22 protein-coding genes are annotated in these 23793 nt (G+C 70.5%); 11 read left to right on the top strand and 11 right to left on the bottom strand.

What is annotated here, in order from left to right; genetic code table 11:
* The first annotated feature begins 10 nt into the window (after positions 1 to 10).
* On the top strand, positions 11 to 2488 hold the full coding sequence (locus A5622_RS24765; protein WP_066881813.1) for an ATP-binding cassette domain-containing protein: 2478 nt from the start codon (positions 11 to 13) through the stop codon (positions 2486 to 2488).
* A 19-nt stretch (positions 2489 to 2507) separates the two neighbouring features.
* On the opposite strand, the gene A5622_RS24760 is transcribed toward A5622_RS24765, so the two are convergent.
* The 6 genes from A5622_RS24760 to A5622_RS24735 all read right to left on the bottom strand — a co-directional run bounded on the left by A5622_RS24760 (position 2508) and on the right by A5622_RS24735 (position 8131).
* A complete protein-coding gene (locus A5622_RS24760; RefSeq protein WP_066881811.1) occupies positions 2508 to 3071 on the bottom strand; it encodes a pentapeptide repeat-containing protein in 564 nt (187 codons plus the stop codon).
* Positions 3068 to 3655, bottom strand: a complete 588-nt coding sequence (locus A5622_RS24755) for an ATP/GTP-binding protein (protein ID WP_066872187.1) — start codon at positions 3653 to 3655, stop codon at positions 3068 to 3070. The genes A5622_RS24760 and A5622_RS24755 overlap by 4 nt, the downstream gene beginning before the upstream one ends.
* Positions 3636 to 4010: a DUF742 domain-containing protein gene (locus tag A5622_RS24750; RefSeq protein ID WP_066872185.1), complete on the bottom strand. Its 375-nt coding sequence runs from the start codon at positions 4008 to 4010 to the stop codon at positions 3636 to 3638. Before A5622_RS24750 ends, A5622_RS24755 begins: the two co-directional genes overlap by 20 nt.
* 6 nt (positions 4011 to 4016) lie before the next feature.
* The gene (locus A5622_RS24745; protein WP_066881809.1) at positions 4017 to 4427 is read right to left on the bottom strand and encodes a roadblock/LC7 domain-containing protein; all 411 of its coding nucleotides are present in this window, start codon (positions 4425 to 4427) and stop codon (positions 4017 to 4019) included.
* Entirely contained in the window at positions 4427 to 7276 is a 2850-nt protein-coding gene (locus A5622_RS24740) for an ATP-binding protein (RefSeq protein ID WP_066881805.1), read from the bottom strand. Before A5622_RS24740 ends, A5622_RS24745 begins: the two co-directional genes overlap by 1 nt.
* A gap of 249 nt (positions 7277 to 7525) precedes the next feature.
* On the bottom strand, positions 7526 to 8131 hold the full coding sequence (locus A5622_RS24735) for a bifunctional 2-polyprenyl-6-hydroxyphenol methylase/3-demethylubiquinol 3-O-methyltransferase UbiG (protein WP_066872176.1): 606 nt from the start codon (positions 8129 to 8131) through the stop codon (positions 7526 to 7528).
* Positions 8132 to 8149: 18 nt separating this feature from the next.
* Between A5622_RS24735 and A5622_RS24730 the strand changes: the two genes are divergently transcribed.
* On the top strand, positions 8150 to 8614 hold the full coding sequence (locus A5622_RS24730) for a tRNA (cytidine(34)-2'-O)-methyltransferase (protein WP_066872174.1): 465 nt from the start codon (positions 8150 to 8152) through the stop codon (positions 8612 to 8614).
* A 30-nt stretch (positions 8615 to 8644) separates the two neighbouring features.
* The gene (locus A5622_RS24725; RefSeq protein WP_066872171.1) at positions 8645 to 8986 is read left to right on the top strand and encodes a YciI family protein; all 342 of its coding nucleotides are present in this window, start codon (positions 8645 to 8647) and stop codon (positions 8984 to 8986) included.
* On the opposite strand, the gene A5622_RS24720 is transcribed toward A5622_RS24725, so the two are convergent.
* A complete protein-coding gene (locus A5622_RS24720) occupies positions 8964 to 9608 on the bottom strand; it encodes a nitroreductase family protein (protein WP_066881803.1) in 645 nt (214 codons plus the stop codon). The two genes, A5622_RS24725 and A5622_RS24720, sit on opposite strands and share 23 nt — an antisense overlap.
* A gap of 22 nt (positions 9609 to 9630) precedes the next feature.
* Here A5622_RS24720 and A5622_RS24715 point away from each other — a divergent pair, with 22 nt between their 5' ends.
* Positions 9631 to 10047, top strand: a complete 417-nt coding sequence (locus A5622_RS24715) for a TIGR03667 family PPOX class F420-dependent oxidoreductase (protein ID WP_066881821.1) — start codon at positions 9631 to 9633, stop codon at positions 10045 to 10047.
* A gap of 15 nt (positions 10048 to 10062) precedes the next feature.
* On the opposite strand, the gene A5622_RS28685 is transcribed toward A5622_RS24715, so the two are convergent.
* Together A5622_RS28685 and A5622_RS24710 are read right to left on the bottom strand one after the other, a co-directional pair.
* Positions 10063 to 10416, bottom strand: coding sequence for a hypothetical protein (locus tag A5622_RS28685; protein ID WP_066872160.1), 354 nt, complete (start codon positions 10414 to 10416; stop codon positions 10063 to 10065).
* An 84-nt stretch (positions 10417 to 10500) separates the two neighbouring features.
* On the bottom strand, positions 10501 to 13794 hold the full coding sequence (locus A5622_RS24710) for an error-prone DNA polymerase (protein WP_066881801.1): 3294 nt from the start codon (positions 13792 to 13794) through the stop codon (positions 10501 to 10503).
* 170 nt (positions 13795 to 13964) lie between these two features.
* On the opposite strand from A5622_RS24710, the gene A5622_RS24705 reads away from it, so the two are divergent.
* Together A5622_RS24705 and otsB are read left to right on the top strand one after the other, a co-directional pair.
* Complete coding sequence (locus A5622_RS24705; RefSeq protein ID WP_066881799.1) at positions 13965 to 15305, top strand: wax ester/triacylglycerol synthase domain-containing protein; 1341 nt, start codon at positions 13965 to 13967, stop codon at positions 15303 to 15305.
* A gap of 51 nt (positions 15306 to 15356) precedes the next feature.
* Positions 15357 to 16496: a trehalose-phosphatase gene (gene otsB, locus A5622_RS24700; protein ID WP_066881797.1), complete on the top strand. Its 1140-nt coding sequence runs from the start codon at positions 15357 to 15359 to the stop codon at positions 16494 to 16496.
* Positions 16497 to 16511: 15 nt separating this feature from the next.
* Here otsB and A5622_RS24695 read toward each other — a convergent pair whose 3' ends face one another.
* Positions 16512 to 17384 carry a MaoC family dehydratase gene (locus tag A5622_RS24695; RefSeq protein ID WP_066881795.1) on the bottom strand — a complete coding sequence of 291 codons (873 nt, stop codon included), beginning with the start codon at positions 17382 to 17384 and terminating at the stop codon, positions 16512 to 16514.
* A 151-nt stretch (positions 17385 to 17535) separates the two neighbouring features.
* Here A5622_RS24695 and A5622_RS24690 point away from each other — a divergent pair, with 151 nt between their 5' ends.
* The gene (locus tag A5622_RS24690; RefSeq protein WP_066872147.1) at positions 17536 to 18249 is read left to right on the top strand and encodes a histidine phosphatase family protein; all 714 of its coding nucleotides are present in this window, start codon (positions 17536 to 17538) and stop codon (positions 18247 to 18249) included.
* Positions 18250 to 18362: 113 nt separating this feature from the next.
* Positions 18363 to 20375 carry an SDR family oxidoreductase gene (locus A5622_RS24685; protein ID WP_066881793.1) on the top strand — a complete coding sequence of 671 codons (2013 nt, stop codon included), beginning with the start codon at positions 18363 to 18365 and terminating at the stop codon, positions 20373 to 20375.
* Here A5622_RS24685 and cmaA1 read toward each other — a convergent pair whose 3' ends face one another.
* Positions 20376 to 21263 (bottom strand): cyclopropane mycolic acid synthase CmaA1, encoded by an 888-nt coding sequence (gene cmaA1, locus A5622_RS24680; RefSeq protein WP_066872141.1) that lies wholly within the window; start codon positions 21261 to 21263, stop codon positions 20376 to 20378.
* A 33-nt stretch (positions 21264 to 21296) separates the two neighbouring features.
* On the opposite strand from cmaA1, the gene A5622_RS24675 reads away from it, so the two are divergent.
* The 3 genes from A5622_RS24675 to A5622_RS24665 form a co-directional block, all read left to right on the top strand.
* The gene (locus tag A5622_RS24675) at positions 21297 to 22325 is read left to right on the top strand and encodes a nucleoside hydrolase (protein ID WP_066881791.1); all 1029 of its coding nucleotides are present in this window, start codon (positions 21297 to 21299) and stop codon (positions 22323 to 22325) included.
* A 3-nt stretch (positions 22326 to 22328) separates the two neighbouring features.
* Positions 22329 to 22781: a hypothetical protein gene (locus tag A5622_RS24670; RefSeq protein WP_066872135.1), complete on the top strand. Its 453-nt coding sequence runs from the start codon at positions 22329 to 22331 to the stop codon at positions 22779 to 22781.
* Positions 22782 to 22994: 213 nt separating this feature from the next.
* A partial coding sequence (locus A5622_RS24665) for a beta-ketoacyl synthase N-terminal-like domain-containing protein (protein WP_369829254.1) occupies positions 22995 to 23793 on the top strand: 799 nt, incomplete at its 3' end.

The raw sequence follows: 23793 nt of genomic DNA, 5'->3' as shown, positions 1-23793 counted from the left end.
TCTGGATGTGATGACTCGACCTGCGCAGCCCGTGCTGACGGCTCGAGCTGACCGCGCCGAAGGTAGCTTCGCCGCCGGCCGCGACGTGGTCGTCGGCAGCGACCTGCGTGCCGACCTGCGCGTCGCCCATCCGTTGATCGCCCGCGCGCACGTGCTGCTGCGCTTCGATCGGGGGCGGTGGCTCGCGCTCGACAACAACACGCTCAACGGGGTCTACCTCGACGGCCAGCGGGTGCCGGTCGTCGACATCCACGACGGCCAGACCATCAACATCGGCAAGCCCGACGGCCCGCGGATCACCTTCGAGGTGGGCCAGCACACCGGCAGCGTCGGGTCGCTTCCGCCCGCGGCCACCGCGCCCCGGCCCCTCGCACCTCCCCCGCGGCCACTCGCCCCGCCGCCGTCGCGGCCCTTCCGACAGCGGGGCCCGCTGCGCGGCGCACCGCCGCCCGGGCCGCCGGCCGCCGCGTACGATCCGCCGACCCGGACCGGCCGCAGCAACGACGTGGGGGATTTCCCGACCACGCGGGTCGGCGTCCCGGGACCGCCATCGGACCGGCCGCCGCCGCAGGCGCGCGGCGCCTCGATCGGCCGCGCGCTCAACAACGACATCGTCATCCACGACGTGCTGGCCTCGCGCCATCACGCCTTCCTGACGCCGACGCCGACGGGTGCGGAGATCCGCGACGCGAACAGCAGCAACGGCACCTTCGTCAACGGCGTCAAGGTCGGCTCGGCGGCACTGTCCGACGGCGACGTGGTGACGATCGGCAACGTCGACCTGGTCTTCCACGACGGCGTGCTGGTTCGCCGCCAGGAGGCGGCCACCCGCGCCGGCGGCCTGGAGGTGCGCGAGGTCAACTTCGGCGTCGACGGCAAGAACCTGCTGGAGCGGATCTCGCTGGTCGCGCGGCCGGGCACGCTCACCGCGCTGATCGGCGGGTCGGGTGCGGGCAAGACCACGCTGTCGCGGCTGATCGCCGGGTACGCCACCCCGTCGTCGGGAACGGTCACCTTCGAGGGCCACGACATCCACACCGAATACGCGTCCCTGCGCACCAGGATCGGCATGGTCCCGCAGGACGACGTCGTGCACCGCCAGCTCACCGTCAGCCAGGCCCTCGGCTACGCCGCCGAGCTGCGCCTGCCGCCCGACACCAGCAAGGCCGACCGCGAACAGGTCGTCGCCCAGGTCCTCGACGAGCTGGGCCTGACCGAGCACGCGGACACCCGGGTGGACAACCTGTCCGGCGGCCAGCGCAAACGCGCCTCGGTCGCGCTGGAGCTGCTGACCGGTCCGTCGCTACTGATCCTCGACGAGCCGACCTCCGGGCTGGATCCAGCGCTGGATCTACAGGTCATGACCATGCTGCGACAGCTCGCCGACGCCGGCCGCGTCGTGCTGGTGGTCACCCACTCGCTGACCTACCTCGACGTCTGCGACCAGGTGCTGCTGATGGCGCCCGGCGGCAAGACGGCGTACCTGGGCCCGCCCGGCCAGATCGGCGCGGCCATGGGCACCACCAACTGGGCGCACATCTTCGCCAAGGTGGGCGCCGATCCCGACGAGGCCAACCGCCGCTTCCTCGCGCAGAACAGGCCGCCGCCGCCCACCCGGACCGAGGCGCCGGCCGAGCTGGGCACCCCGGCGCACACCAGCAAGCCCCACCAGTTCTCCACGATCGCCCGCCGCCAGGTCCGGCTGGTGGTCGCCGACCGGGCCTACTTCGCCTTCCTGGCGGTGCTGCCGTTCGTGATGGGAGCGCTGTCGTTGACGGTCCCCGGCAGCGTCGGGTTCGGCTACGCCGATCCGGTCAGCGAGTCGGCCGGCGAGGCGGGGATGATCCTGACCCTGCTCACCATGGCGGCGGCGTTCATGGGCACCGCGCTGACCATCCGCGACCTGATCGGCGAGCGGCCGATCTTCCGGCGCGAACAGGCGGTCGGCCTGTCCAGCACGGCGTACCTGCTGGCCAAGGTCGCGGTGTTCTGCACGTTCGCGGTCATCCAGGCGGCCATCGCCACGGCGATCGTGGTGCTGGGCAAGGGCCCGCCGACGCGGCCGGCGGTGCTGCTGGGGCATTCCAGTTTCGCGGCCACGCTCGAGCTGTTCGCCGGGGTCGCGGCGACGTGCGTGGCGTCGGCCATGCTGGGCCTGCTGCTCTCGGCGCTGGCGCGGTCCCATGAGCAGATCATGCCGCTGCTGGTGGTGTCGCTGATGATGCAGATGGTGCTCTCCGGCGGCATGGTGCCGGTCACCCACCGGATCTTCCTCGATCAGCTGTCCTGGCTGGTGCCCTCGCGGTGGGGGTACGCGGCGCAGGGGTCGACGGTCGACCTGTGGACGGTGTCACCCGGCCCGCAGAGCCCGCGGGACAGCCACTTCCAGCACACGCCGGCGGCCTGGCTGTTCGACATGGCCATGCTCGCGGTGCTCACGGTCGGCTACGCCGCGCTGGTGCGGTGGCGCATCCGGCTCACCCGCTGAGCGATCAGCCGCTGATGGCTCAGCCGTCGAGCCCCGCGTCCAGCCGCAGCCCGTGGGCGAGCGCGAAGGCCACGGCCTGGTCCACGTCGACGCGGGCGCCGGCTAGCGCGGCCGTCGTCCACAACGCGGGATCCACGGCCGCCCCGCGCAGGTCGGCGTCGTCCAATCGGGCGCCGGCGGTGCGCGCGCCCCCCAGGTCCGCGCCGCGCAGCACCGCCTTGCGCAGGTCGGCCTCCACCAGGCCGGCCTCGCGCAGCCGGCAGCCGCTCAGGTCGACGCCGCGCAGGTCGATGCCGCCGAGCACGGCCAGCGTGAAGTCCACCTCGTCGAACGTGATCGGCCGCAGCCGGCACTCGACGAACACCGACCCGAGCATCGAACACTGGGAAAAGGTGCTGTGCCACAACGACGTCCGGCGGAACGTGCAGTTGCGAAACGCCGAGCCGCGGTGCTGCGACTCGGCCAGGTTGGCACCGCTGAAGTTGCACTCGGTGAACACCACCCGCTCGGTCCGCAACCGGCTGAGGTCGTCGTCAGTGAAGTCGTGGCCCTCGAATTCTCGGTCGACCCACGGGGCGGTCAATTGGCCGACAGGCTGGCCAGGGCGTATTCGCTGACCGCGATCAGGGCATCGGTCGCCGACCGGCGATCCCTGGCGTCGACGGTGATCACCGGGATATGCGGCGGCAGGGTCAGCGCCTCGCGCACCTCGGCGACCGGGTAGCGGGGAGCGCCGTCGAACTCGTTGACCGCGACCAGAAACGGCAGGTTGCGGTGCTCGAAGAAGTCGACGGCGGCGAAGCTGTCCTGCAGGCGCCGGCAGTCGACCAGCACGACCGCGCCGATCGCGCCGCGCACCAGGTCGTCCCACATGAACCAGAAGCGGCGCTGCCCCGGCGTGCCGAACAGGTAGAGCACCAGGTCTTCGGCCAGGGTGATCCGCCCGAAATCCATCGCGACGGTGGTGGTCCGCTTGTCCGGGGTGGCCTCCAGCGCGTCGACGCCGGCCGAGGCGTCGGTGAGCATCGCCTCGGTGCGCAGCGGCATGATCTCCGACACCGCCCCGACGAAGGTGGTCTTGCCGGCCCCGAACCCGCCGGCGATCACGATCTTCGTCGACGCGTGGGCGCCGGAGTCGGGCTGCACCTCAGAGTGCGCGTAAGCCACGCAGTGTCCTTCCTATGAGTTCGGAGCGCTCATCCCTGCTCGAGCGCTCGGACAACGTCTTGTGCACCCGAAGGTAGCCGGACAGCACCAGATCTCCGACCAGGACGCGCGCGACGCCGAGCGGAAGGTCCAGGCGGGCCGAGATTTCGGCGACCGACGGGTGCTCGACGCACAGTTGGATGATTCTGCCTCTCGCGTCGTTGGGCGGCCACCGGTGCGCCAGCCCGGCCTGCAGCGCCTGAATCGGCGCTTCGAGGGGAAGGTCGACGTTGGTGTCGGTCCGTCCCGACGTCAGGGTGTACGGGCGGACCAGGTTCCCCTTACGGTGCGCCGGCCAGGTCTCGGGGGTGTCCATCGCGGGTCACGAGACGCTGGACCGGCGGGTCGACTGCACCACGCCGCCCACCCGTTCGACGAGGAGGGCCATCTCGTAGCCGATCTGACCGATGTCGCACGACGTCACGGCCAGCGTCGCCAGGTGCGAGCCGTCCCCGACCCGCATCAGCAACAGGTAGCCGTTCTGCATCTCGACCACCGACTGCAGCACCTGGCCGCCGTCGAACAGCTGCGCGGCACCGGTGGCGAGGCTGGCCAGCCCGGAGGCCACCGCGGCCAGCTGGTCGGCGCGTTCCCGCGGCAGGTGCTCGCTGGCGGCGATGGGCAGCCCGTCGACCGACACCAGCAGCGCGTGGGCGACGCCGGGGACCTCGCGGGCGAACCTGGTCACCAGCCAGTCCAGGGACCCGCTGTCGAATTTGTCGGGGGAACTCATTATTGGTCGGATCCTTGATCGGTGTCGCGGGCGTGCGAGCGTCCGGTGCGCACGCCGTCGAAATGGTTACTGAACGAGGCGCGAACCGCCTCGGGGTCGCGGGTGACGGCCGCGTGCTGGGGCTCCCGGTGCGACGGGGATAGGCCGCTGCGCTGCTGGTCGGGCTCGGCCGGTTCGCCCGCTGCGCCGCCGTTGGCGCCGCCGGGCACCAGCCGGGCGCCCGGGGTGCGCACCGGCAGGCCGTGGTCGGTGGTGTGCGCTTCGACGGGCTTGTCCTCGGCCGCCGCCGCCAGTGTCCAGCCCCGGTCCCAGACCGACTGCCAATCCAGGTCGGGGCTGTTGACCAGGTCGTGCGGGTCGCCCAGCATCTCCGAGAGCATCCGCCGGTAGATGACGTCGTCGTCGGCCGGGGTCGCCGACGTTTTCGGCGCCGACGGGATGGACGCGCCCGGGGCGGGCCGCGCCGGCTGGTCCTGCCGGGGCTGCGTGCGGCCGTCGGCCTCCCGGGACCGGGCCGCGAAGAAGGCCGAGGTGTCCGACGCCGCCCGGGCCGGCGCGGGTTCGGGCGCCGGTGTCGGCTGGGGCGCCGATGCGGGCTGGGGCTCGGGGGTGGGCTTGGGCTCCGGCGCGGGCGCCGCCTTGGGGGCACTCTCCCACCAGGGGGTCGCCAGCTCGCGGCGCTGGCGGCGGGGCAGCTGCTCGGCGGGCGGCGCGGGGACTTCGGTGATGCCGCTGGAACCCGGGTTGCGGCGCGGCAGCAACGTGACCGACGGCCCGGACGCGTCCGGGGCGCTGCGCGCCGCCGGCTCGAGGGAGCCGTCGGGCCGCCCGGCGTCGTCGGCGGGCGCGGCGGTCGCGCTGGCCAGCTTGGCGCTCGGCGAGGAGACCGCCCGGATGTGGCGCGGCGCGGCCGACTCGGCGACGGCCGACCCGGCCAGCACCGTCGGCGGCAGGTAGATCTCGGCGGTGGTGCCGGAGCCCGACTCGTTGGCCGCCGGGCCGCGCAGGCCGACCCGGATGCCGTGCCGGGCCGCGATCCGGCCGACCACGAACAGACCCATGTGCCGGGCGTTGTCGGGGCTGACGTCGCCCCCGGCCTGCAGCCGCATGTTGGCCATCCGCCGGTCGGTGTCGTTCATCCCCAGACCGGAGTCGGCGATCCGCACCACGACGCCGCCTTGCGGATCCGAGCCGCCGCGCGAGGCCGAGATCCGCGCCGAGCTGGTCGGCGGCGAGTAACGCAGCGCGTTGTCGATCAGCTCGGCGAACAGGTGGATGGCGCCGCCGGCGGCCGCGCCGATCAGCGAGCACTCGGGCAGCCCGGCGACTTCGACGCGGCGGTAATCCTCGACCTCGGAGACCGCCGCGTTGATCACCGTGGCCAGCGGCACCGGGTCGCGCTGGTCGCGGGCCAGCTGCGCGCCGGCCAGCACCAGCAAGTTGGCGCTGTTGCGGCGCAGCCGCGCCGCCAGATGGTCGAGGCGGAACAGGCTGTCCAGGCGGTCGGGGTTGTCCTCGTTGCGTTCCAGCCGGTCGATGAGCGCCAGCTGCTGGTCCACCAGCGAGCGGCTGCGCCGCGACATGGTCTCGAACATGTCGTTGACCAGCAGCCGCAACCGCGCCTCGTCACCGGCCAGCAGCAGGGCCTGGGTGTGCAGCTCGTCGACCGCGTGCGCGACCTGGCCGATCTCCTCGGTGGTGTAGACCGGTAGCGGGGTCGGAATCGGTTCGGGCCCACCGGCTTTCAACCGGGCGATCTCCTCCTCGAGATCGGTGTGGGCGACTTTGAGCGCGCCGTCGCGCAGGATGCGCAGCGGCCGCACCAGCGCCCGCGCGACCAGCAACACGACCGCCAACGCGATCACGATCGCGGCCAGCACCAGGACGGTGTCGGTGATCGCGGCCGAGCGGCGCTCGGCGGCCTGGGCGTGCACCGACTTGGTCACCGACGCGGTCGCGTTCTTGATGACCTGGTCGGCGATGTCGTCGGTGGTCTGGATCGAACGCAGCAGGTCGGCGTTGTCGACCAGCACGCTGGCCGGATCGGACATGATCGCCATCCGGCTCACCATCTGCTGTTGCAGGGTCTTGGCCTCCGGCGACCCGGCCCCCAGCACCTCGCTCATCCCGAACAGGGTCGAGGGTTCGGTGCCCGCCAGGGTGGTCATCGAGGTCCGCAGCTGCGGCTCGGGCAGTTCGGCCCCGCGGGTGACCAGGATTTTCTGCATCGTCATCTGGCCGCGGGCGCCCACCGCCCGGCTCAGGCCCTGCGCCTGGGCGCGGATCTTCTCGTCGTCGACGCGCACCGAGGCGTTGATGACGTCCTCGGCGGTCAACAGGATCGGCGCGTAGAGGGTGACCCGCTCCCGCAAACCGAGGGCGGGGTCGGCCGCCTTGTTGACCAGCATCTGCCCGCCGTCGAGCAGGTTGGTCACCCCGGAACGGACGTCGGAGTTGACGTCGGTGTCGTCCAGCCTGGATTGCAGTTCGCCCTTGCGCGCCTCGTAGTTCTTCTTGGCGCCGTCGACGTCGCGCCCGGTGGAGCCGGCCAGCAGCGCGACGTCGAGCGCGGACATGTATTTGGTGATGACCGGGACGACGTCGGCGCGGGTGGCGGCCAGCCGCAGGCCGGCCGCGTTGGCCATGGCGGCATTGATGCGCAGCACCCCGAAGACCGTCGCCAATGCCAGCGGGACCAGCACGATCGCCAGCACCTTCCAGCCGACCGGCCAGTTGGTCAGCGACCAGGACGGCGGGCGCTTGGCCGGCGCCGCGTCCGCCCCGCCCACCGGCGCGGGCTGGGCGACTTCCGCCTCGGCCGGGTTGGTCGGGCGGGTGAACATGGTCATGTCATCGCGGCCGCACGACCGGCCGCTGCGCTGACGCTGAGCGCTGAAAGAAACGAGAGGCTCATGAAACTTCCTGCTTTATTTCGCCCGCCCCGCGCCAGATAGGCGTGTGCGTGTAGGTGTGGCAATCCGACGAGTATGACAGCCCGCGGCGCGGGCCACCAGAATCGTTACTGAGCAGACAGGTCCCTCCAAGGTGGCGCCGCGCCCGCGCGGCCACCCCTGGCAAACACCGCCGAGCGCGCAATCCTAGGCGGGACGAAGCAGCGCGACCAGGAAATCGGAGTCGTCGCGCAACGGCCGCATATCCCAGGTGGACAGCAGCAGATCGGGCGCGAAGCCCGCGTCGACCGCGTCGTTGAGGAACACGTCGAACTCGTAGTCGCGGCCGGCGCCGAAGCCGATCGCGGCGCGGCCGTCGTCGGCGACGTGGGCGCGCAGCCGGCTCAGCACCTGGATGCGGGTGCTGGGCGCCAGGAACGCCATGACATTGCCGGCGGAGACGATGACGTCAAACGGTTCGGCGATGCCGCGCAACGGCAGGTCCAGCTCGGCCAGGTCGCCGACCAGCCAGCGCGGCCCGGGGTAGTCCTGTTCGGCAGCCTCGATCAGCGCCGGGTCGACGTCCACACCGACCACCCGGTGGCCGACCGTGGCCAGATATCCGCCCAGCCGGCCGGGCCCGCAGCCGGCGTCCAGGATGTGGGCGCCGCGCGGCGCCATCGCGTCCACGAAGCGGGCCTCGCCGGCCAGGTCGTCGCCGGCGCGGGTCATCGCGCGGAAACGTTCGATGTACCACTGCGAATGGCCGGGATCGGCAGCGACCTTCTGCATCCAGATGCTCTGCTCGACCATGCGACCATTATCCCCGTTGTGTTCAAGCTGATGTTTCTGGCGCCGCGGATCCCGCCCAATACCGGCAACGCCATCCGGACGGCGGCGGCGACGGGCTGCGAATTGCATCTGGTCGAGCCGATGGGGTTCGACCTGTCCGAACCCAAGCTGCGGCGGGCCGGGCTGGACTACCACGACCTGGCGTCGGTCACGGTGCACGCGTCGCTGGCGGATGCCTGGGCGGCGCTGTCACCGCAGCGGGTGTTCGCCTTCACCGCGCACGCGCCCACCTCGTTCGCCGACGTGCGCTACCGGGCCGGCGACGTGTTGATGTTCGGTCCCGAACCCACCGGGCTGGACGCCGCGACGCTGGCCGACCCGCACATCACCGGGCAGGTGCGCATCCCGATGCTGGCGGGCCGGCGCTCGCTGAACCTGTCCAACGCCGCGGCGATCGCCGTCTACGAAGCCTGGCGGCAACACGGCTACGCCGGGGCCCGATGAGTACTGGGCTCCGCGCGAGTCAGCAGTGATATGGCTACCTTCATCACGATCGGTTACGGAGACGAAGCCGGCTACCGTCGGGCGAGCGACGACTGCAAGCGTGCCGCGCACACGCGCGACGACGAACTGCGTGCGGCCGGCGCACTTGTCGGGATTGCCGGAGAACCCGTTGCCGTGCGCAACCCAGACAGCGCCGGACTGCGGGTCGAGGCCGGGTCGTTTATGAGTTCAGAGCTGCCGATCGCGGGGTTCGCCGTGTTCGAGGCCGATGACCTCGAGGCGGCGATCGAGCGGGTGAGTCAGACGCCCTGCGCGGTCGCGCACGGGGTGGTCGAAGTCTGGCCGCTGGTCACCACGCGTCCCAGTGCGTGACCTGGTCGGCGGGCAGCCGCTTGGCCGGGCGGAAATCGGTGCCCTTGGTGTAGGCGATCGGGAACAGCCCGCCCTGGCTGTAGCGGTCGTTCGGGATGCCCAGGACGTCGGCGACCCGTTGCTCGCCGTCGCCCAGCAGGTGCAGCGTCGTCCAGCACGACCCCAGTCCCCGCGAGCGCAGCGCCAGGCAGAAGCTCCAGACCGCCGGGAACAGCGACGCCCAGAACGACACCCCGCCCAGCGGCGACTTGTCCGGGCGGCCCTCCAGGCACGGGATCAGCAGGACCGGTGCCTCGTGCATGTGCTCGGCGAGGTAGGTCGCGGAATCGCGGACCGCGCCCATCCGCTCGCCCCGCGTGTCGCCTTCGGGGTATTCGGCCCCCGGGGCGCTGAGGTAGCCGCGGGCGTTGGCCAGGTAGACGTCGGCGATCGCCTTCTTCTTCTCGGCGTCCTCGACGAACACCCATTGCCAGCCTTGCGAATTGGAACCGGTGGGCGCCTGCAGCGCCAGTTCGAGGCATTCCGTCAGCACGTCGCGGCCCACCGGCTTGTCGAAGTCGAGACGCTTGCGGACCGAGCGGGTGGTGGTGAGCAGTTCGTCGACGGACAGATTCAGGGTCATGCTTGGAGGTTACATTCGGCTGATGAGCGTCGAACTGACACAAGAGGTTTCCAACAGGCTGCGGTCAGACAACTTCGGCTGGCTGACCACCGTCGCCAAATCGGGTCAGCCGGTTCCCCGGCTGGTCTGGTTCTACTTCGACGGCACCAAGCTGACGGTGTACACGTTGCCGCAGGCCGCCAAGGTCGCCCACGTCAAGGCGCACCCCCAAGTCAGCCTCAACCTTGATTCGGACGGAAGCGGTGGCGGCATCATCGTCATCGGCGGGACGGCCACCATCGATGCCACCGACGTCAATTGCCGGGACGACGAACCGTACTGGGCGAAATACCGTGAGCTTGCCGAGCAATTGGAGTCGAACGAGGGCATGTCGATGGATGCATTCAGCACCCGGCTGGCGATTACCCCGAGCCGGGTCTGGACGACGCCGGGCGGTTAGTCGTCGTCTGAGAGGTCAGTTTGTGGGTGGGGGTGGCGCATCGCGCGGAATCGCCCCGTCGCAGCCGCCGGGCGGTGGCGGCGCCGGAAGAGGCTCGTCGCCGCTGACGCAGTCGTAATAGAACTGAGGTCCGGTCAACCAGGTTTTCATCCACTGGTGCCAATACGACCCGTCGGGATACTTGTCGCCATCACAGACGGCCAACTTGCCGTAACCCCATCGATCGCCCGGGCAGAAGCCCTTCGTGATGTCCGGCTGGTGCGGGTCGGCCGGCCCGGGCGGGTCGGCGCCGGCGACCGGGGCAGAAAAGACAAGCGCTGCAGCACAACTCAGTATCGCGGCGCCATGGCCCGCAGCCTTGAATCTCATGTTGAAAGCAACGGTGAATCGTTACTGCCGATTCCACGCAACGGGTCATTTACAGCCGATTCCAAGCGATGGCGAGGGTGATTCCTAGCGAAAGTCGCGGGATTGCGAGCCGACCGCCAGGGTGATGCGGCCCAGCCGCTCGGCGACGACGGTGATCGCGCCGCTGGCGTTCTGGACCTGCCCGCGCACCAGCAGCGCCGGCGCCGAGTTCGCCAGCTTGCGATGCCGCGCCCACACCCACGGGGCGCAGAGCACGTTGACCATCCCGGTCTCGTCCTCGAGGTTGATGAACGTGACCCCCTGCGCCGTGCCGGGCCGCTGCCGATGGGTGACCGCGCCGGCGATCAGCACCCGGTCGCCGTCGGGCACCGAGCCCAGCTTCTCGGCGGGCACCACCCCCATCGCGTCCAGGTCGGCCCGCAGGAACTGCGTCGGGTAGCTGTCCGGGGAGACGCCGGTGGCCCACACGTCGGCGGCGGCCAGCTCCAGCTCGCTCATCCCGGGCAGCGCGGGGATGTGCGAGGACGATCCCACCCCGGGCAACCGGCCCGGCCGCTGGGTGGCCGCCGCCCCGGCCGCCCACAACCCCTCGCGCCGGGACATGCCGAAGCAACCAAAAGCCCCGGCCGTCGCCAGCGCCTCGGTCTGCGGCACGCTCAACTGCAGCCGTGCCGTCAGGTCCAGCAGGGAAGCGAACGGGCCGTTGGCTTTTCGCTCCTCGACCAGCCGCTCGGCCAGGTCGTCACCGATATGGCGGACCGCGCCCAGCCCCAACCGCACCTCGGTTCCGGCGTTCTCCAGCGTGGCGTGCGCCAGGCTGGCGTTGACGCACGCGCCGTGCACCGTCACGCCGTGCCGGCGCGCATCGGCCACCAGCGACTGCGGCGAGTAGAACCCCATCGGCTGGGCGCGCAGCAGCGCCGCGCAGAACGCCGCCGGGTGGTGCAGCTTGAACCACGACGAGTAGAAGACCAGCGACGCGAAGCTCAGCGCATGGCTTTCCGGGAAGCCGAAATTGGCGAAGGCCTCCAGCTTTTCGTAGGTGCGGTCGATCACCTCGTCGCTGGCGCCGTGCAGCGCGCGCATGCCCTCGTAGAACCGGCCGCGCAGCCGTCGCATGCGTTCGGTCGAGCGCTTGGACCCCATGGCGCGGCGCAGCTGATCGGCCTCGGCGGCCGAGAAACCCGCGCAGTCGACCGCGAGCTGCATCAGCTGTTCCTGAAAGAGCGGCACTCCCAATGTCTTTCGCAGCGCCGGCTCCATGGACGGGTGGTCGTAGACCACCGGCGCCTCCCCGTTGCGCCGCCGGATGTAGGGATGCACCGACCCGCCCTGGATGGGGCCGGGACGGATCAGCGCGACCTCCACCACCAGGTCGTAGAACACCCGCGGCTTCAGCCGCGGCAGGGTGGCCATCTGCGCGCGTGACTCCACCTGGAACACGCCGACGGAATCGGCGCGGGCCAGCATCTCGTACACCGCCGGCTCGGACAGGTCGAGGCGGGCCAGGTCCACCTCGATCCCCTTGTGCTCGGCCACCAGATCGATGGCATAGTGCAGCGCCGACAGCATCCCCAGCCCGAGCAGGTCGAACTTCACCAAACCGATTGCCGCACAGTCGTCTTTGTCCCACTGCAGGACGCTGCGGTTCTCCATGCGCGCCCACTCCACCGGGCACACGTCGGCGATCGGCCGGTCGCAGATCACCATGCCGCCGGAATGAATGCCCATGTGCCGCGGCAGGTTGCGGATCTGGTTCGCCAGATCGACCACCGGTTCGGGAATGCCCTCGACATCGGGTGCGTCGGCGAGCCCGTTCCAGTGGTTGATCTGCTTGCTCCACGCGTCCTGCTGGCCCTGCGAGAAGCCCAGGGCGCGGGCCATGTCGCGCACCGCGATCTTTCCCCGGTAGGTGATGACGTTGGCGACCTGGGCGGCGTAGTCGCGGCCGTATTTGTCGTAGACGTACTGGATGACCTTTTCGCGCTGGTCGGACTCGATGTCCATGTCGATGTCGGGCGGCCCGTCGCGGGCCGGCGACAGGAAGCGCTCGAACAGCAGCTCATTGGCCACCGGGTCGACGGCGGTGACACCGAGGGCGTAACAGACCGCGGAGTTGGCCGCCGATCCCCTCCCCTGGCACAGGATGTTGTTCTCCCGGCAGAACCGGGCGATGTCGTGCACCACCAGGAAGTAACCCGGAAACGTCAGGTGGGCAATGACTTTGAGTTCGTGCTCGATCTGGGCATAGGCGCGCGGCGCCTGCTCGGCCGACCCATAGCGCCGGCGCGCCCCGGCCATGGTCAGCTGCCGCAGCCAGCTGTCCTCGGTGTGCCCGGCGGGCACGTCGAACGGCGGCAGCTGCGGCGCGATGAGCGCCAGCCCGAACGCGCACTGCTCGCCCAGCTCGGCGGCCGCGGTCACCACGTCGGTGCCCCCAAAGGGCACCTGCGCGAACAGCCGGGCCATCTCCTCCCCGGAGCGCAGGTGCGAACCGCCCAGCGGGGCCAGCCACCCGGCGGCCGAATCCAGGGACTCCCGCGCCCGGATGGCGCCCATCGCCATGGCCAGCCGGCGCCGCGACGGCCCCGCGAAATGCGCGCCGGTAGTGGCGACGACGCCCACCCCGAAGCGTGGGGCCAGCGCGGCCAGCGCGGCGTTGCGTTCATCATCGAGCGGTTGACCGTGATGGGTGAGCTCGATGCTGACCCGGTGCGCACCGAAGCGGTCCACCAGGTCGGCCAGCGCCCGTTCGGCCGCCGATGGGCCACCCTCGGAAAACGCTTGGCGCACATGACCTTTGCGACAGCCCGTCAGGATGTGCCAGTGTCCGCCGGCGGCCTCGGTCAGCGCGTCGAAATCGTAACGGGGCTTGCCCTTCTCGCCGCCGGCCAGGTGCGCCGCGGCCAGTTGCCGCGACAACCTCCGGTAACCCTCCGTACCGCGGGCCAGCACCAGCAGGTGCGGGCCGGGCGGGTCCGGCACCTCGGTGCGCGCGCCCGGGCCCAGCGACAGTTCGGCGCCGAACACGGTGCGCATGTCGAGCTCGGCCGCCGCTTCGGCGAACCGCACCGCCCCGTACAGGCCGTCATGATCGGTGAGCGCCAGGGCGCGCAGGTCCAGCCGGGCCGCCTCCTCGACCAGCTCCTCGGGCGTGCTCGCCCCGTCCAAGAAGCTGAACGCCGAATGCGCATGCAGTTCGGCATAGGCGACGGACGAGCGGGACGCCCGGCCGTCATCCGGCGGCCGATACGTCGCGCGCCGGCGCGACAGCGGGCCGTCGGATTCCGGGCCCGCCGACTCCCCGGCATGGCGCGGCTTGCTGTCGAGCACCCGCTCCATTTCCGCCCAGCTCGGCGGCCCGTTGAACCAGCCCACGGATGCGAGTATATCGAACTGGTGTTCGATTTAACCTCGGCCCAGTACAACCGTTGTTAAACCGATCGTCAACTCCTAAACAAGGTCTTAACGCTGCGGGCACTACCGCGGATCACGAGCTCCACAGATACTGGTACAAGTTCAAAAAAGCGGACACGGCCGGGGGCAGCATGGCGCAGACACTGGACACGGCATTCCTGCAGGCCCACGATCCGGATCAGCACGCCAGCCTGGCGGTCGGGGCGGTCGCCATCGTCGACGGCACCGCGCCCGATTACGAGCGGCTCAAAAGCCTTCTGGCGGAACGTATCCAGCCCATCGCGCGATGCACTCAGCTGCTGCGGGCCCAACCGCGCAATCAGGAGTGGATCGACTGCCCGGACTTCGACCTGGCCCACCACTTGCGCCGGGTGGCGATTCCCCGCCCGGGCGACGAGGCTGAGCTGTCCCGGGCCATCGCCTACGCGCTGGAACGGCCGCTGGATTCCGACCGGCCACCGTGGGAGTGCTGGATCATCGAGGGCCTGACGGGCAACCGATGGGCGATCCTGATGAAAACCCATCACGGGCTGCTCGACGGCAACCCGGCCGCCCGGCTGATCAGCAGGCTCTGCGACGACGCCGACGCCGACACCTTCGCCAACAATGCCGCGGGCAAGCAGGTTTCGCCATCCACATCCGCCAAACCGGGCTGGGCGGACGCGCTGTGGCGCGCCTCGTTGGCCACCGGCAACCTGACCGGCGCCCTAATCGACGCGCTGTGGCCGGTCGTGCGCACCGACGCGGTGAGCACGCTGCGGCGCTACAGCACCGTGCGGGTGCCGATCGCCGACGTCGACAGCGTCTGCCGCAAGTTCGGGGTGAGCGCCAACGACGTCGCGCTGGCCGCCATCACCGAAGGATTCCGCACGGCGCTGATCGGCCGCGGCGAACAACCGCGGGCCGACTCGCTGCGCGCCCTGGTGCCGCTGCCGGTCCGCTCGGCCATGCTCTCGCACCTGCCGGTCGAACACGACGACCCGGTGCGGCGGTTGCAGACCGTGCACACCCGGTGGCAGGCGAAGCAGGCCGCCCAGCCCCTGGGCATTGCGGAGTCGGTGCTCGGCTTGCTGCCGAAGGTGTTGCGCAGCAATGTCTTACAGCTGCTCTCCCGCGTGCCGCAGCGGGCCATCGTCACGCTGGCCACCAACGTGCCCGGGCCGCGCCGCCGGCTTCGGGTGATGGGCCAGACGCTGGAACGGCTGCTGCCGATCCCCCCGACCGCCACGGCGCTGCACACCGGCGTCGCGGTGCTGAGCTACGGCGACGAACTGGTCTTCGGGATCACCGCCGAACACGGCGACGCGTTCGACGTCAAGCAGCTGGCCGCCGGCATCGAGCTGGGCATGGCGCGCCTGGTGGCCCTCGGCGACGATTCCGTGCTGCTGTTCACCCGCAAGCGTTCCCCGCGCCGGGTCGCCGGCCCGGTACCGCCGACGCATCCGTCGGCGCCGGGGCGCGCCCGGCACTGACCCGGCCCTGACCCGGCCCCGGGGGCGCCGGCCACCGTGAGAAGGTTGGTCATGGGCAAATTGGGGCGGGCCGTCATCGACCCGCGCCGCCATGACGCGGTGCTGTTCGACGCCGAGGGCGCGCTCGGCTCGTCGTTGGCCGCGCAACTGCGCGAAATCGGGGTGGGCGCCGCGGTCAGCGCCGACGGCCCGGCGCGGACGGCCGACCGGCTGCGGGTGCGCCCCGGCCGTTGCGTGGTGGTCGCCGGGGACGCCGCGGGCGTCGAGGCCGCGCGCGCCGCCGGGTTCGCGCTGGTGATCGGCCTCGACCCGGCCGCCGGTGCCGCGCTGGAGGATGCCGGGGCCGACGCGGTGGTCGCCGACCTGGACGAGGTCACCGTGCGCACCGGGGACCGCCGGATGTCGCAACTGCCGGATGCGTTGCGGGCCTTGGCCGATGGGCTGGCCTCCCGGCGCCCGGCCGTGTTCTTCGACTTCGACGGCACGCTGTCGGACATCGTCGACGACCCGGATGCGGCGCGGCCCGTCGCCGGGGCCACCGAGGCGTTGGAGAAGCTGGCCGCGCGGTGCCCGGTCGCGGTGCTGTCCGGCCGCGACCTGGCCGACGTGGCCAAACGCGTTGGCGTGCCGGGCATCTGGTATGCGGGCAGCCACGGCTTCGAGCTGACCGCCCCCGACGGCACCCACCACCAGAACGAGGCCGCGGCCGCCGCCATCCCGGTGCTCGAGGAGGCGGCCGGGCGGCTGCGCGACGAGCTGGGCGGGATCGCCGGCGTCGTGGTGGAGCACAAGCGATTCGGGGTCGCCGCGCACTACCGCAACGCCGCCCGCGACCGCGTCGGCGAGGTGCTGGCGGCGGTGCGCGCCGCTGGCCGCCGCGACGGGCTTCGGGTCACCACCGGCCGCGAGGTGATCGAGCTGCGGCCAGACCTGGACTGGGACAAGGGCAAAACGCTGCGCTGGGTGATCGATCACCTGCACCGGGCCGGCTCCGGTGCGCTCACGCCGGTCTACCTCGGCGACGACATCACCGACGAGGACGCGTTCGACGCGGTGCGCGCGGACGGCGTGCCGATCCTGGTGCGGCACGGCGACGACGGCGACCGCGCCACCGCCGCGCTGTTCGCGCTCGACAGTCCCGCGCGGGCCGCCGAGTTCACCGACCGGCTGGCCGATCAGCTCAGCGGCTAGCGGCGGTCGCCCCCATCAGGGCGCGGCGTATTCCACCGCGCCGTCGTCGAGCACCACCCGCGCGTCGGCACCGTCGGTTCCGGAGGCCTCGGTGCGGAACACCGCCTTGCCCGGCTCGGTGCGCCAGATCAGCGTGGTCAGCGTCTCGCCGGGGAACACCGGCGAGGTGAAGCGCGAGGCGATCGAGGTGATGTTGGCCGCGACGCCGCCGCCGAGCTCGGCGACCAGCGCGCGACCCGACACCCCGTAGGTGCACAGCCCGTGCAGGATCGGCTTGGGGAAGCCGGCCAGCTCGCGCGCGAACCACGGGTCGCTGTGCAGCGGGTTGCGGTCCCCGGAGAGCCGGTAGATCAGCGCCTGGTCCTCGCGGGTGGGCAGCGCGATCCGGGCGTCCGGCTCGCGGTCGGGGAATTCGGGTGCGATCGGTCGCTGACCCGGCATGCCGCCGAAGCCGCCCTCGCCCCGGATGACCAAGGTGGTGAGCGTCTCGGCGATCAACTTCCCGGAATCCGGTTCGGTACCCCGGCCGCGCAGCACCAGGATCGCGTTCTTGCCCTCACCCTTGTCCTGGATGTCGGCAACCTCCGACACCACCGAGAGTTTTCCGGCGGGCGGCAGCGGCGCGTGCAGCCGGATGCTCTGCGATCCGTGTAACAGCATGGCCCAGTTGAACTTTCCGACCAGGCCCGCCGCGCCGAAGGCCGGGCAGCAGATCACCGCGTAGGTCGGCAGCACCTGCTGGTCGATGTCGTAGCTGTTCTCGGTGGTGAATGCCAGGTCGTCGACCCCGGCGCCGACGCCGAGCGCGTAGAGCAGCGTGTCCCGATCGGTCCATTCGAACTGCATGGGTTCGGTGACCGCGCCGACGGCACTCGGATCAATCGCCATGGAAGTCTCCTGATCGTTGGGTAGGGATCCTCGGTCCACTCTGGCATCCGGCGAAACGAGGGCATGATCAAGGCCCTCTCCCCGGGGCCGCGCGGTAACAAAGCAACGCAAACCCTTCCCAGCGGAGCCGTCGACAGGGCAGGCTATCGACATGCCCAAGCGCAGCATGATCCGCAAGGCCGGCGTCGCGCTCGCCGCGCTCACCGCCACGATGATCGTCGCCGGCTGCGGCGGCTCACCGCAGGCGCGGTCCATCACGGTGACGTTCATCCGGCACGCCCAGTCCGAGGCCAACGCCAGCGGCGTCATCGACACCGGGGTGCCGGGCCCCGGCCTGACCCCGGAGGGCAAGGGACAGGCCGAACAGGTCGCGCACCAACTCGGCCGCAAGGACTACGACGCCGTCTACGCCTCCACCATGATCCGGACGCAGCAGACCGCCGCTCCGCTGGCCGCCGAACTCGGCAAGCAGGTGGAGGTGCTACCCGGCATCCAGGAGATCGACGCCGGCTGGTTCAACGGCAAACCCGAGTCGATGGCCAAGTCGACGTACATGCTGGCGCCGGCGAACTGGATCAACGGCGACGTGTCCGACAGCATCCCCGGCTCGGTCAGCGGCAAGGAGTTCAACGACCAGTTCACCGCGGCGATCAACAAGATCTACAACAGCGGGCACCGCAACCCGGTGGTGTTCTCGCACCGGAACTCGATCATGGTGTGGACGCTGCTGAACGCCCAGAACGCCAAGGACAGCCTGATGGACAGCCACCCGATTCCGAACACGGGACGGGTGGTGATCAGCGGGAACCCGATGACCGGCTGGACGCTGGTCGACTGGGACGGGATCCGCGACTTCCACAGCTAGTGGCGATCGCAAGCGCGGCGTAGCCGGGCGCAGCGGGTCGCCACCATCCAGCTAGTCGCCACCGCACAAGATCGGCAGTTGACGTGCGCGGCTGCCACCGCCACCATGTCTTCATGCGGTATGTCGTTACCGGCGGTACCGGGTTTATTGGTCGCCGCGTCGTGTCTCGCCTTCTGGAATCGGAGCCCGAGGCGCAGGTGTGGGTGCTGGTCCGACGCCAGTCGCTGGGCCGTTTCGAGCGGCTCGCGGCGGCGTGGGGTGAACGGGTGAAACCCCTGGTCGGTGCGCTGCCGGAACTGGATCTGAGCGACGAGGCGCTCGCCGAGCTGGGCCGGGTCGATCACGTCGTGCACTGTGCGGCGATCTACGACATCACCGCCGGCGAACCCGAACAGCGGGCCAGCAACGTCGAGGGCACCCGCGCGGTGATCGCGCTGGCGCAGCGGTTGGACGCGACGTTGCACCACGTGTCGTCGATCGCGGTGGCGGGCGATTTCGCCGGCGAATACACCGAGGACGACTTCGACGTGGGCCAGCAGCTGCCGACGCCCTATCACCAGACCAAGTTCGAGGCCGAGCTGCTGGTGCGCTCGGCGCCGGGTCTGCGTCATCGCATCTACCGCCCCGCGGTGGTGGTGGGCGATTCGCGCACCGGCGAGATGGACAAGGTGGACGGCCCGTACTACTTCTTCGGCGTGCTGGCCAAGTTGGCGGTCCTACCCAAGCTGACCCCGATCCTGCTGCCCGACACCGGCCGCACCAACATCGTGCCGGTGGACTACGTCGTCGACGCGCTGGTCGCGCTGATGCACGCCGACGGCCGCGATCAGCAGACGTTCCACCTGACCGCCGAGAAGACCATCGGCCTGCGTGGCATCTACCGCGGCGTGGCCAAGGCGGCCGGGCTGCCGCCGCTGCGCGGTTCACTGCCCCGTGCGGTGGCCGCCCCCGTGCTCAAGGTGCGCGGGCGCGCCCGGGTGGTGCGCAACATGGCGGCCACCCAGCTCGGCATCCCCGCCGAGGTGCTCGACGTCGTGGACCTGGCGCCCACCTTCGTCAACGAGAAGACACGAGATGCGTTGCGGGACACCGGGATAACTGTTCCCGAGTTCGCCGGCTACGCGCCCAAGCTGTGGCGGTACTGGGCGGAGCACCTCGATCCGTATCGGGCGCGCCGCGACGATCCGCGGGGACCGTTGCAGGGTCGCCACGTCATCATCACCGGGGCGTCCAGTGGCATCGGCCGGGCGGCGGCCATCGCGATCGCCGAGCGGGGCGCCACCGTGTTCGCGCTGGCCCGCAACGGCCCGGCGCTGGATTCGCTGGTCGCCGAGATCCGCGCCGATGGTGGTGCCGCCCATGCCTTTACGTGTGATGTCACCGATTCGGCGTCGGTGGAACACACCGTCAAGGACATCCTGGGCCGGTTCGACCACGTCGACTACCTGGTGAACAACGCCGGCCGGTCCATCCGCCGCTCGGTGGTCAACTCGACCGACCGGCTACACGACTACGAGCGGGTGATGGCGGTCAACTACTTCGGCGCGGTCCGGATGGTGCTGGCGCTGCTACCCCATTGGCGCGAGCGCCGATTCGGCCACGTCGTCAACGTGTCGAGCGCCGGTGTGCAGGCCCGCAATCCCAAGTACAGCTCGTACCTGCCGTCCAAGGCGGCGCTGGACGCGTTCTCCGACGTGGTGGGTTCGGAGGTGCTGTCGGACCACATCACCTTCACCAACATCCATATGCCGTTGGTGCGCACGCCCATGATCGTGCCGTCGCACCGGCTCAACCCGGTGCCGGCGATCAGCCCCGAGCGGGCGGCGGCGATGGTGGTGCGCGGGCTGGTGGAAAAGCCGGCCCGCATCGACACCCCGCTGGGGACGCTCGCCGAGGCCGGCAACTACTTCGCCCCGCGGACGTCGCGGCGGGTCCTGCACCAGCTCTACCTGGGCTATCCCGACTCGGCGGCGGCACGCGGGCTGACCGCCCACCCGGCCCCGGCGCCCGCCGCGCGCGGCCCGCGGCGCAAGCCCAGCCGGCCGGTGCGCGCCGTCACCCGCGGCATCCGCACACCGCGTCCGGTCAAGCGGCTGGTCCGCCTGGTGCCCGGCGTGCACTGGTAATCACTTCTGCAGCGTGAACTGGTTGACGTCGATGTAGCCGACGCGGAACGCGTCGGCGCAACCGGTCAGGTACTTCATGTACCGCTCGTAGACCTCCTCGGACTGCAGCGCGATGGCCTCGTCCTTATGCGACTCAAGCCCGGCGGCCCAGATGTCGAGCGTCTTGGCATAGTGCGGCTGCAACGACTGCACGCGAGTCACCGTGAAGCCGTTCGCGGTGGCGCGCTCCTGCACCATCGGGATCGACGGCAGCCGTCCGCCCGGGAAGATCTCGGTGACAATGAATTTGATGAACCGGGCGAACGTGAACGAGATCGGCATGCCGCGCTCGACCATCTCCGTCGGGTGCAGCCCGGTGATGGTGTGCAGCAGCATGATCCCGTCGTCGGGCAGCAGGTCGTGCGCCAGAGTGAAGAACGCGTCGTAGCGTTCGTGCCCGAAGTGCTCGAAGGCGCCGATGCTGACGATCCGGTCGACCGGCTCGTCGAACTGCTCCCAGCCCTGCAGCAGGATCCTGGCCGACCGCGGGCTCTCGGACTTCGCGATCAGCTGTTCGACGTGGTCGGCCTGGTTGCGGCTCAGGGTGAGGCCGACGACGTTGACGTCGTACTTTTCCATCGCCCGCATCATGGTGGCCCCCCACCCGCAGCCCACATCGAGCAACGTCATGCCCGGCTGCAACCCGAGTTTGCCGAGGGCGAGGTCGATCTTGGCGATCTGGGCCTCTTCCAGCGTCATGTCGTCGCGCTCGAAGTACGCGCAGCTGTACGTCTGGGTGGGATCGAGGAATAGCCGGAAGAAGTCGTCCGACAGGTCGTAGTGGGCCTGCACATCGTCGAAGTGCGGCGTTAAATCAGTCCCCTCCGGGGGCTCCGACGTGGTTGGCATTGTGCCAGCCTAGTCGCCGGTATGTTGGAAGCAATGACCTCGCCCGTTTTCGTTGACGTCGACACCGGCGTGGACGATGCGCTGGCGCTGATCTACCTGTTCGCCAGCCCGGAGGCCGAAGTGGTCGGCATCGCCTCGACCGGGGGAAACGTTGGGGTGGAACAGGTTTGCGAAAACAATCTCGGCCTGCTGCAGCTGTGCCAACGCACCGGGATACCGGTTTCCAAGGGCTCGCCACAGACCCTGACCGGCCCGATGCGGCTGCCGTCAAAAGTCCACGGCCCCAGGGGATTGGGCTATGCCGACCTGCCGGCGGGCTCGGGCCGGCTCACCGACTATGACTCGGCGAGCGCCTGGGTGCGCGCGGCGCGGGCCTTTCCCGGTGAGCTCATCGGGGTGGCGACCGCCCCCTTGACCAACCTGGCGCTGGCGCTGCGCGCCGAACCCGAGCTGCCGACGCTGCTGCGCCGGCTGGTGATCATGGGCGGGTCCTACGACCACCGGGGCAACACCACGGCGGTGGCCGAGTGGAACATCAGCGTCGATCCCGAGGCGGCGGCCGAGGTGCTGGCGGCGTGGCGCCCCGAAACCGTTGGGCAACAGCGGCTTCCGATCCTGTGCGGTCTCGACCTGACCCGCAAGGTCGCGTTGACGCCGGATCACCTCGCGCGGCTGGCCGCGGCCGCGGGGGCGACGACGACGCGGCTGAGCGAAGGCGACGAGCCCGGAACCCGGTCGGGCGCGTCCAACCCGCTGATCCGGGTGATCGAGGACGCGACGCGGTTCTACCTGGAGGCCTATCACGAACTCGGCCACGGGTATCAGGCACACATGCACGACCCGTTGGCCGCCGCCGTCGCGCTGGACCCCGAACTGGTCAGCACGCGTGCGGCGACGGTGGACATCGAGCTGACCGGGACCCTGACCCGCGCCATGACGGTGACCGATTGGTCGGATCGTCGAGAACCCAACGCGCTGATCGGCATTGACGTCGACGCGGCGGCGTTCTTCGATCGGTTCATCGAACGGGTGGGGCCGTTCGCACGGCAGTTGGGGGGTTGACCGATGAAGATTCGCGCGATCGAACTGATCCGGGCGGGATGGGGTGCGGTGCTGCTGGCCGCCCCCGCTGAGGTGCTCGATCACATCCACGGGGTGCAGGTCGACCGCAAGGCGCTCGTCGTCACCCGGATCCTGGGCGCCCGCCATCTGACCCAGGCGGCCCTGTCGGGAGTCAACCCCGGCCCGGAGGTGCTGGCGGCCGGGGTCTGGGTCGACGTCGTGCACTCGGCGACCGCGCTCGGCCTGGCGGTCCTCGACCGCCGCCGCGCCCGCGGCGGGGTCACCGACGCCGCCGTCGCGGCGACCTGGGCGGCGCTCGGCTGGCGGCATCTGCGCGCCGGACGGGCCAGGACAGACGGCGTCCGGGGCCGCGACCGGCTGGCCCGCACCGTGGTGGGCGCCCTGCCCGGCGGCGGCGGGCTGATGGCGCGGGCGCAGGCGGTGCGCGCCCAATAGCGGGCGGATCCCGCCCGGGCCAACGCGGCCGTCAAACGAAGAACCACCAGCTGATGGCGCCTTTTGCGGTCAAGAATCCCGGCTTACGCCGTGTCTCGTTGCCCCAAGTTTTTGATGTTGGGACAATGGAAGTTCGTACTTGACGAATTGGTGGGGAGTGGGGCTCGACGTCCAGCGTCATCGGCTCTCATCAAGTGAAAGGTTTTGCGAGTCATGACGGAGCTGGTTACCGGGAAAACGCTGCCGAACGTGGTCGTCACTGGCGTCGCCATGACGACCGCGTTGGCTACTGACGCCGAGAGCACCTGGAAGCTGTTGCTGGACAGCCAAAGCGGTATCCGCAAACTCGAGGATTCGTTCGTCGAGGAGTTCGACCTGCCGGTGCGCATCGGCGGACACCTGCTGGAGGAATTCGACGGCGGCCTGACGCGCGCCGAACGCCACCGGATGGGCTACCTGCAGCGGATGTCGACCGTGCTGAGCCGGCGGGCCTGGGAGAACGCCGGCTCACCCGAGGTCGATCCCAACCGGCTGATGGTGTCCATCGGCACCGGCCTGGGGTCGGCCGAGCAGATCGTGTTCAGCTATGACGACCTGCGGGCCCGTGGCATCAAGGGGGTCTCGCCGCTGGCGGTGTCGAAGTACATGCCCGACGGCGCGGCCGTCGCGGTGAGCCTGGAGCGGCACGCCAGGGCCGGGGTGATCACGCCGGTGTCGGCGTGCGCGTCGGGTTCCGAGGGGGTGGCGCAGGCCTGGCGCAACGTCGTCTTCGGTGAGGCCGACGTCGCCATCTGCGGTGGCGTCGAGGTCAGGATCGAGGCGGTCGCGATAGCGGCGTTCGCCCAGATGCGCATCGTGATGTCGACCAAGAACGACGACCCGGTAGGGGCCTGTCGCCCGTTCGACCGCGACCGCACCGGCTTCGTCTTCGGCGAGGCCGGCGCGTTCGCCGTTGGGGTCCGGGGCGACCATGTGGTAGCCGTCGGAGGTGATGCTGGCGCCCATGATGCGG

This window comes from Mycobacterium sp. 1245801.1 (assembly GCF_001673055.1).
GTDB lineage: Bacteria > Actinomycetota > Actinomycetes > Mycobacteriales > Mycobacteriaceae > Mycobacterium > Mycobacterium europaeum_A.
The sequence above is the reverse complement of the archived record's forward strand: the minus strand, read 5'-3'. Positions and strand labels throughout refer to the sequence as shown.

What these genes read in the sequence shown, in the direction of transcription:
- otsB (WP_066881797.1), top strand. Translation starts at nt 15,357, where the DNA reads ATGGGCAAATTGGGGCGGGCCGTCATCGACCCGCGCCGCCATGACGCG.
- A5622_RS24750 (WP_066872185.1), bottom strand. Translation starts at nt 4,010, where the DNA reads ATGGACACCCCCGAGACCTGGCCGGCGCACCGTAAGGGGAACCTGGTC.
- A5622_RS24725 (WP_066872171.1), top strand. Translation starts at nt 8,645, where the DNA reads ATGGCTACCTTCATCACGATCGGTTACGGAGACGAAGCCGGCTACCGT.
- A5622_RS24690 (WP_066872147.1), top strand. Translation starts at nt 17,536, where the DNA reads ATGCCCAAGCGCAGCATGATCCGCAAGGCCGGCGTCGCGCTCGCCGCG.
- A5622_RS24740 (WP_066881805.1), bottom strand. Translation starts at nt 7,276, where the DNA reads ATGACCATGTTCACCCGCCCGACCAACCCGGCCGAGGCGGAAGTCGCC.
- A5622_RS24685 (WP_066881793.1), top strand. Translation starts at nt 18,363, where the DNA reads ATGCGGTATGTCGTTACCGGCGGTACCGGGTTTATTGGTCGCCGCGTC.
- A5622_RS24695 (WP_066881795.1), bottom strand. Translation starts at nt 17,384, where the DNA reads ATGGCGATTGATCCGAGTGCCGTCGGCGCGGTCACCGAACCCATGCAG.
- A5622_RS24705 (WP_066881799.1), top strand. Translation starts at nt 13,965, where the DNA reads ATGGCGCAGACACTGGACACGGCATTCCTGCAGGCCCACGATCCGGAT.
- A5622_RS24735 (WP_066872176.1), bottom strand. Translation starts at nt 8,131, where the DNA reads ATGGTCGAGCAGAGCATCTGGATGCAGAAGGTCGCTGCCGATCCCGGC.
- A5622_RS28685 (WP_066872160.1), bottom strand. Translation starts at nt 10,416, where the DNA reads ATGAGATTCAAGGCTGCGGGCCATGGCGCCGCGATACTGAGTTGTGCT.
- A5622_RS24715 (WP_066881821.1), top strand. Translation starts at nt 9,631, where the DNA reads ATGAGCGTCGAACTGACACAAGAGGTTTCCAACAGGCTGCGGTCAGAC.
- A5622_RS24670 (WP_066872135.1), top strand. Translation starts at nt 22,329, where the DNA reads ATGAAGATTCGCGCGATCGAACTGATCCGGGCGGGATGGGGTGCGGTG.
- A5622_RS24675 (WP_066881791.1), top strand. Translation starts at nt 21,297, where the DNA reads ATGACCTCGCCCGTTTTCGTTGACGTCGACACCGGCGTGGACGATGCG.
- A5622_RS24745 (WP_066881809.1), bottom strand. Translation starts at nt 4,427, where the DNA reads ATGAGTTCCCCCGACAAATTCGACAGCGGGTCCCTGGACTGGCTGGTG.
- A5622_RS24765 (WP_066881813.1), top strand. Translation starts at nt 11, where the DNA reads ATGACTCGACCTGCGCAGCCCGTGCTGACGGCTCGAGCTGACCGCGCC.
- cmaA1 (WP_066872141.1), bottom strand. Translation starts at nt 21,263, where the DNA reads ATGCCAACCACGTCGGAGCCCCCGGAGGGGACTGATTTAACGCCGCAC.
- A5622_RS24720 (WP_066881803.1), bottom strand. Translation starts at nt 9,608, where the DNA reads ATGACCCTGAATCTGTCCGTCGACGAACTGCTCACCACCACCCGCTCG.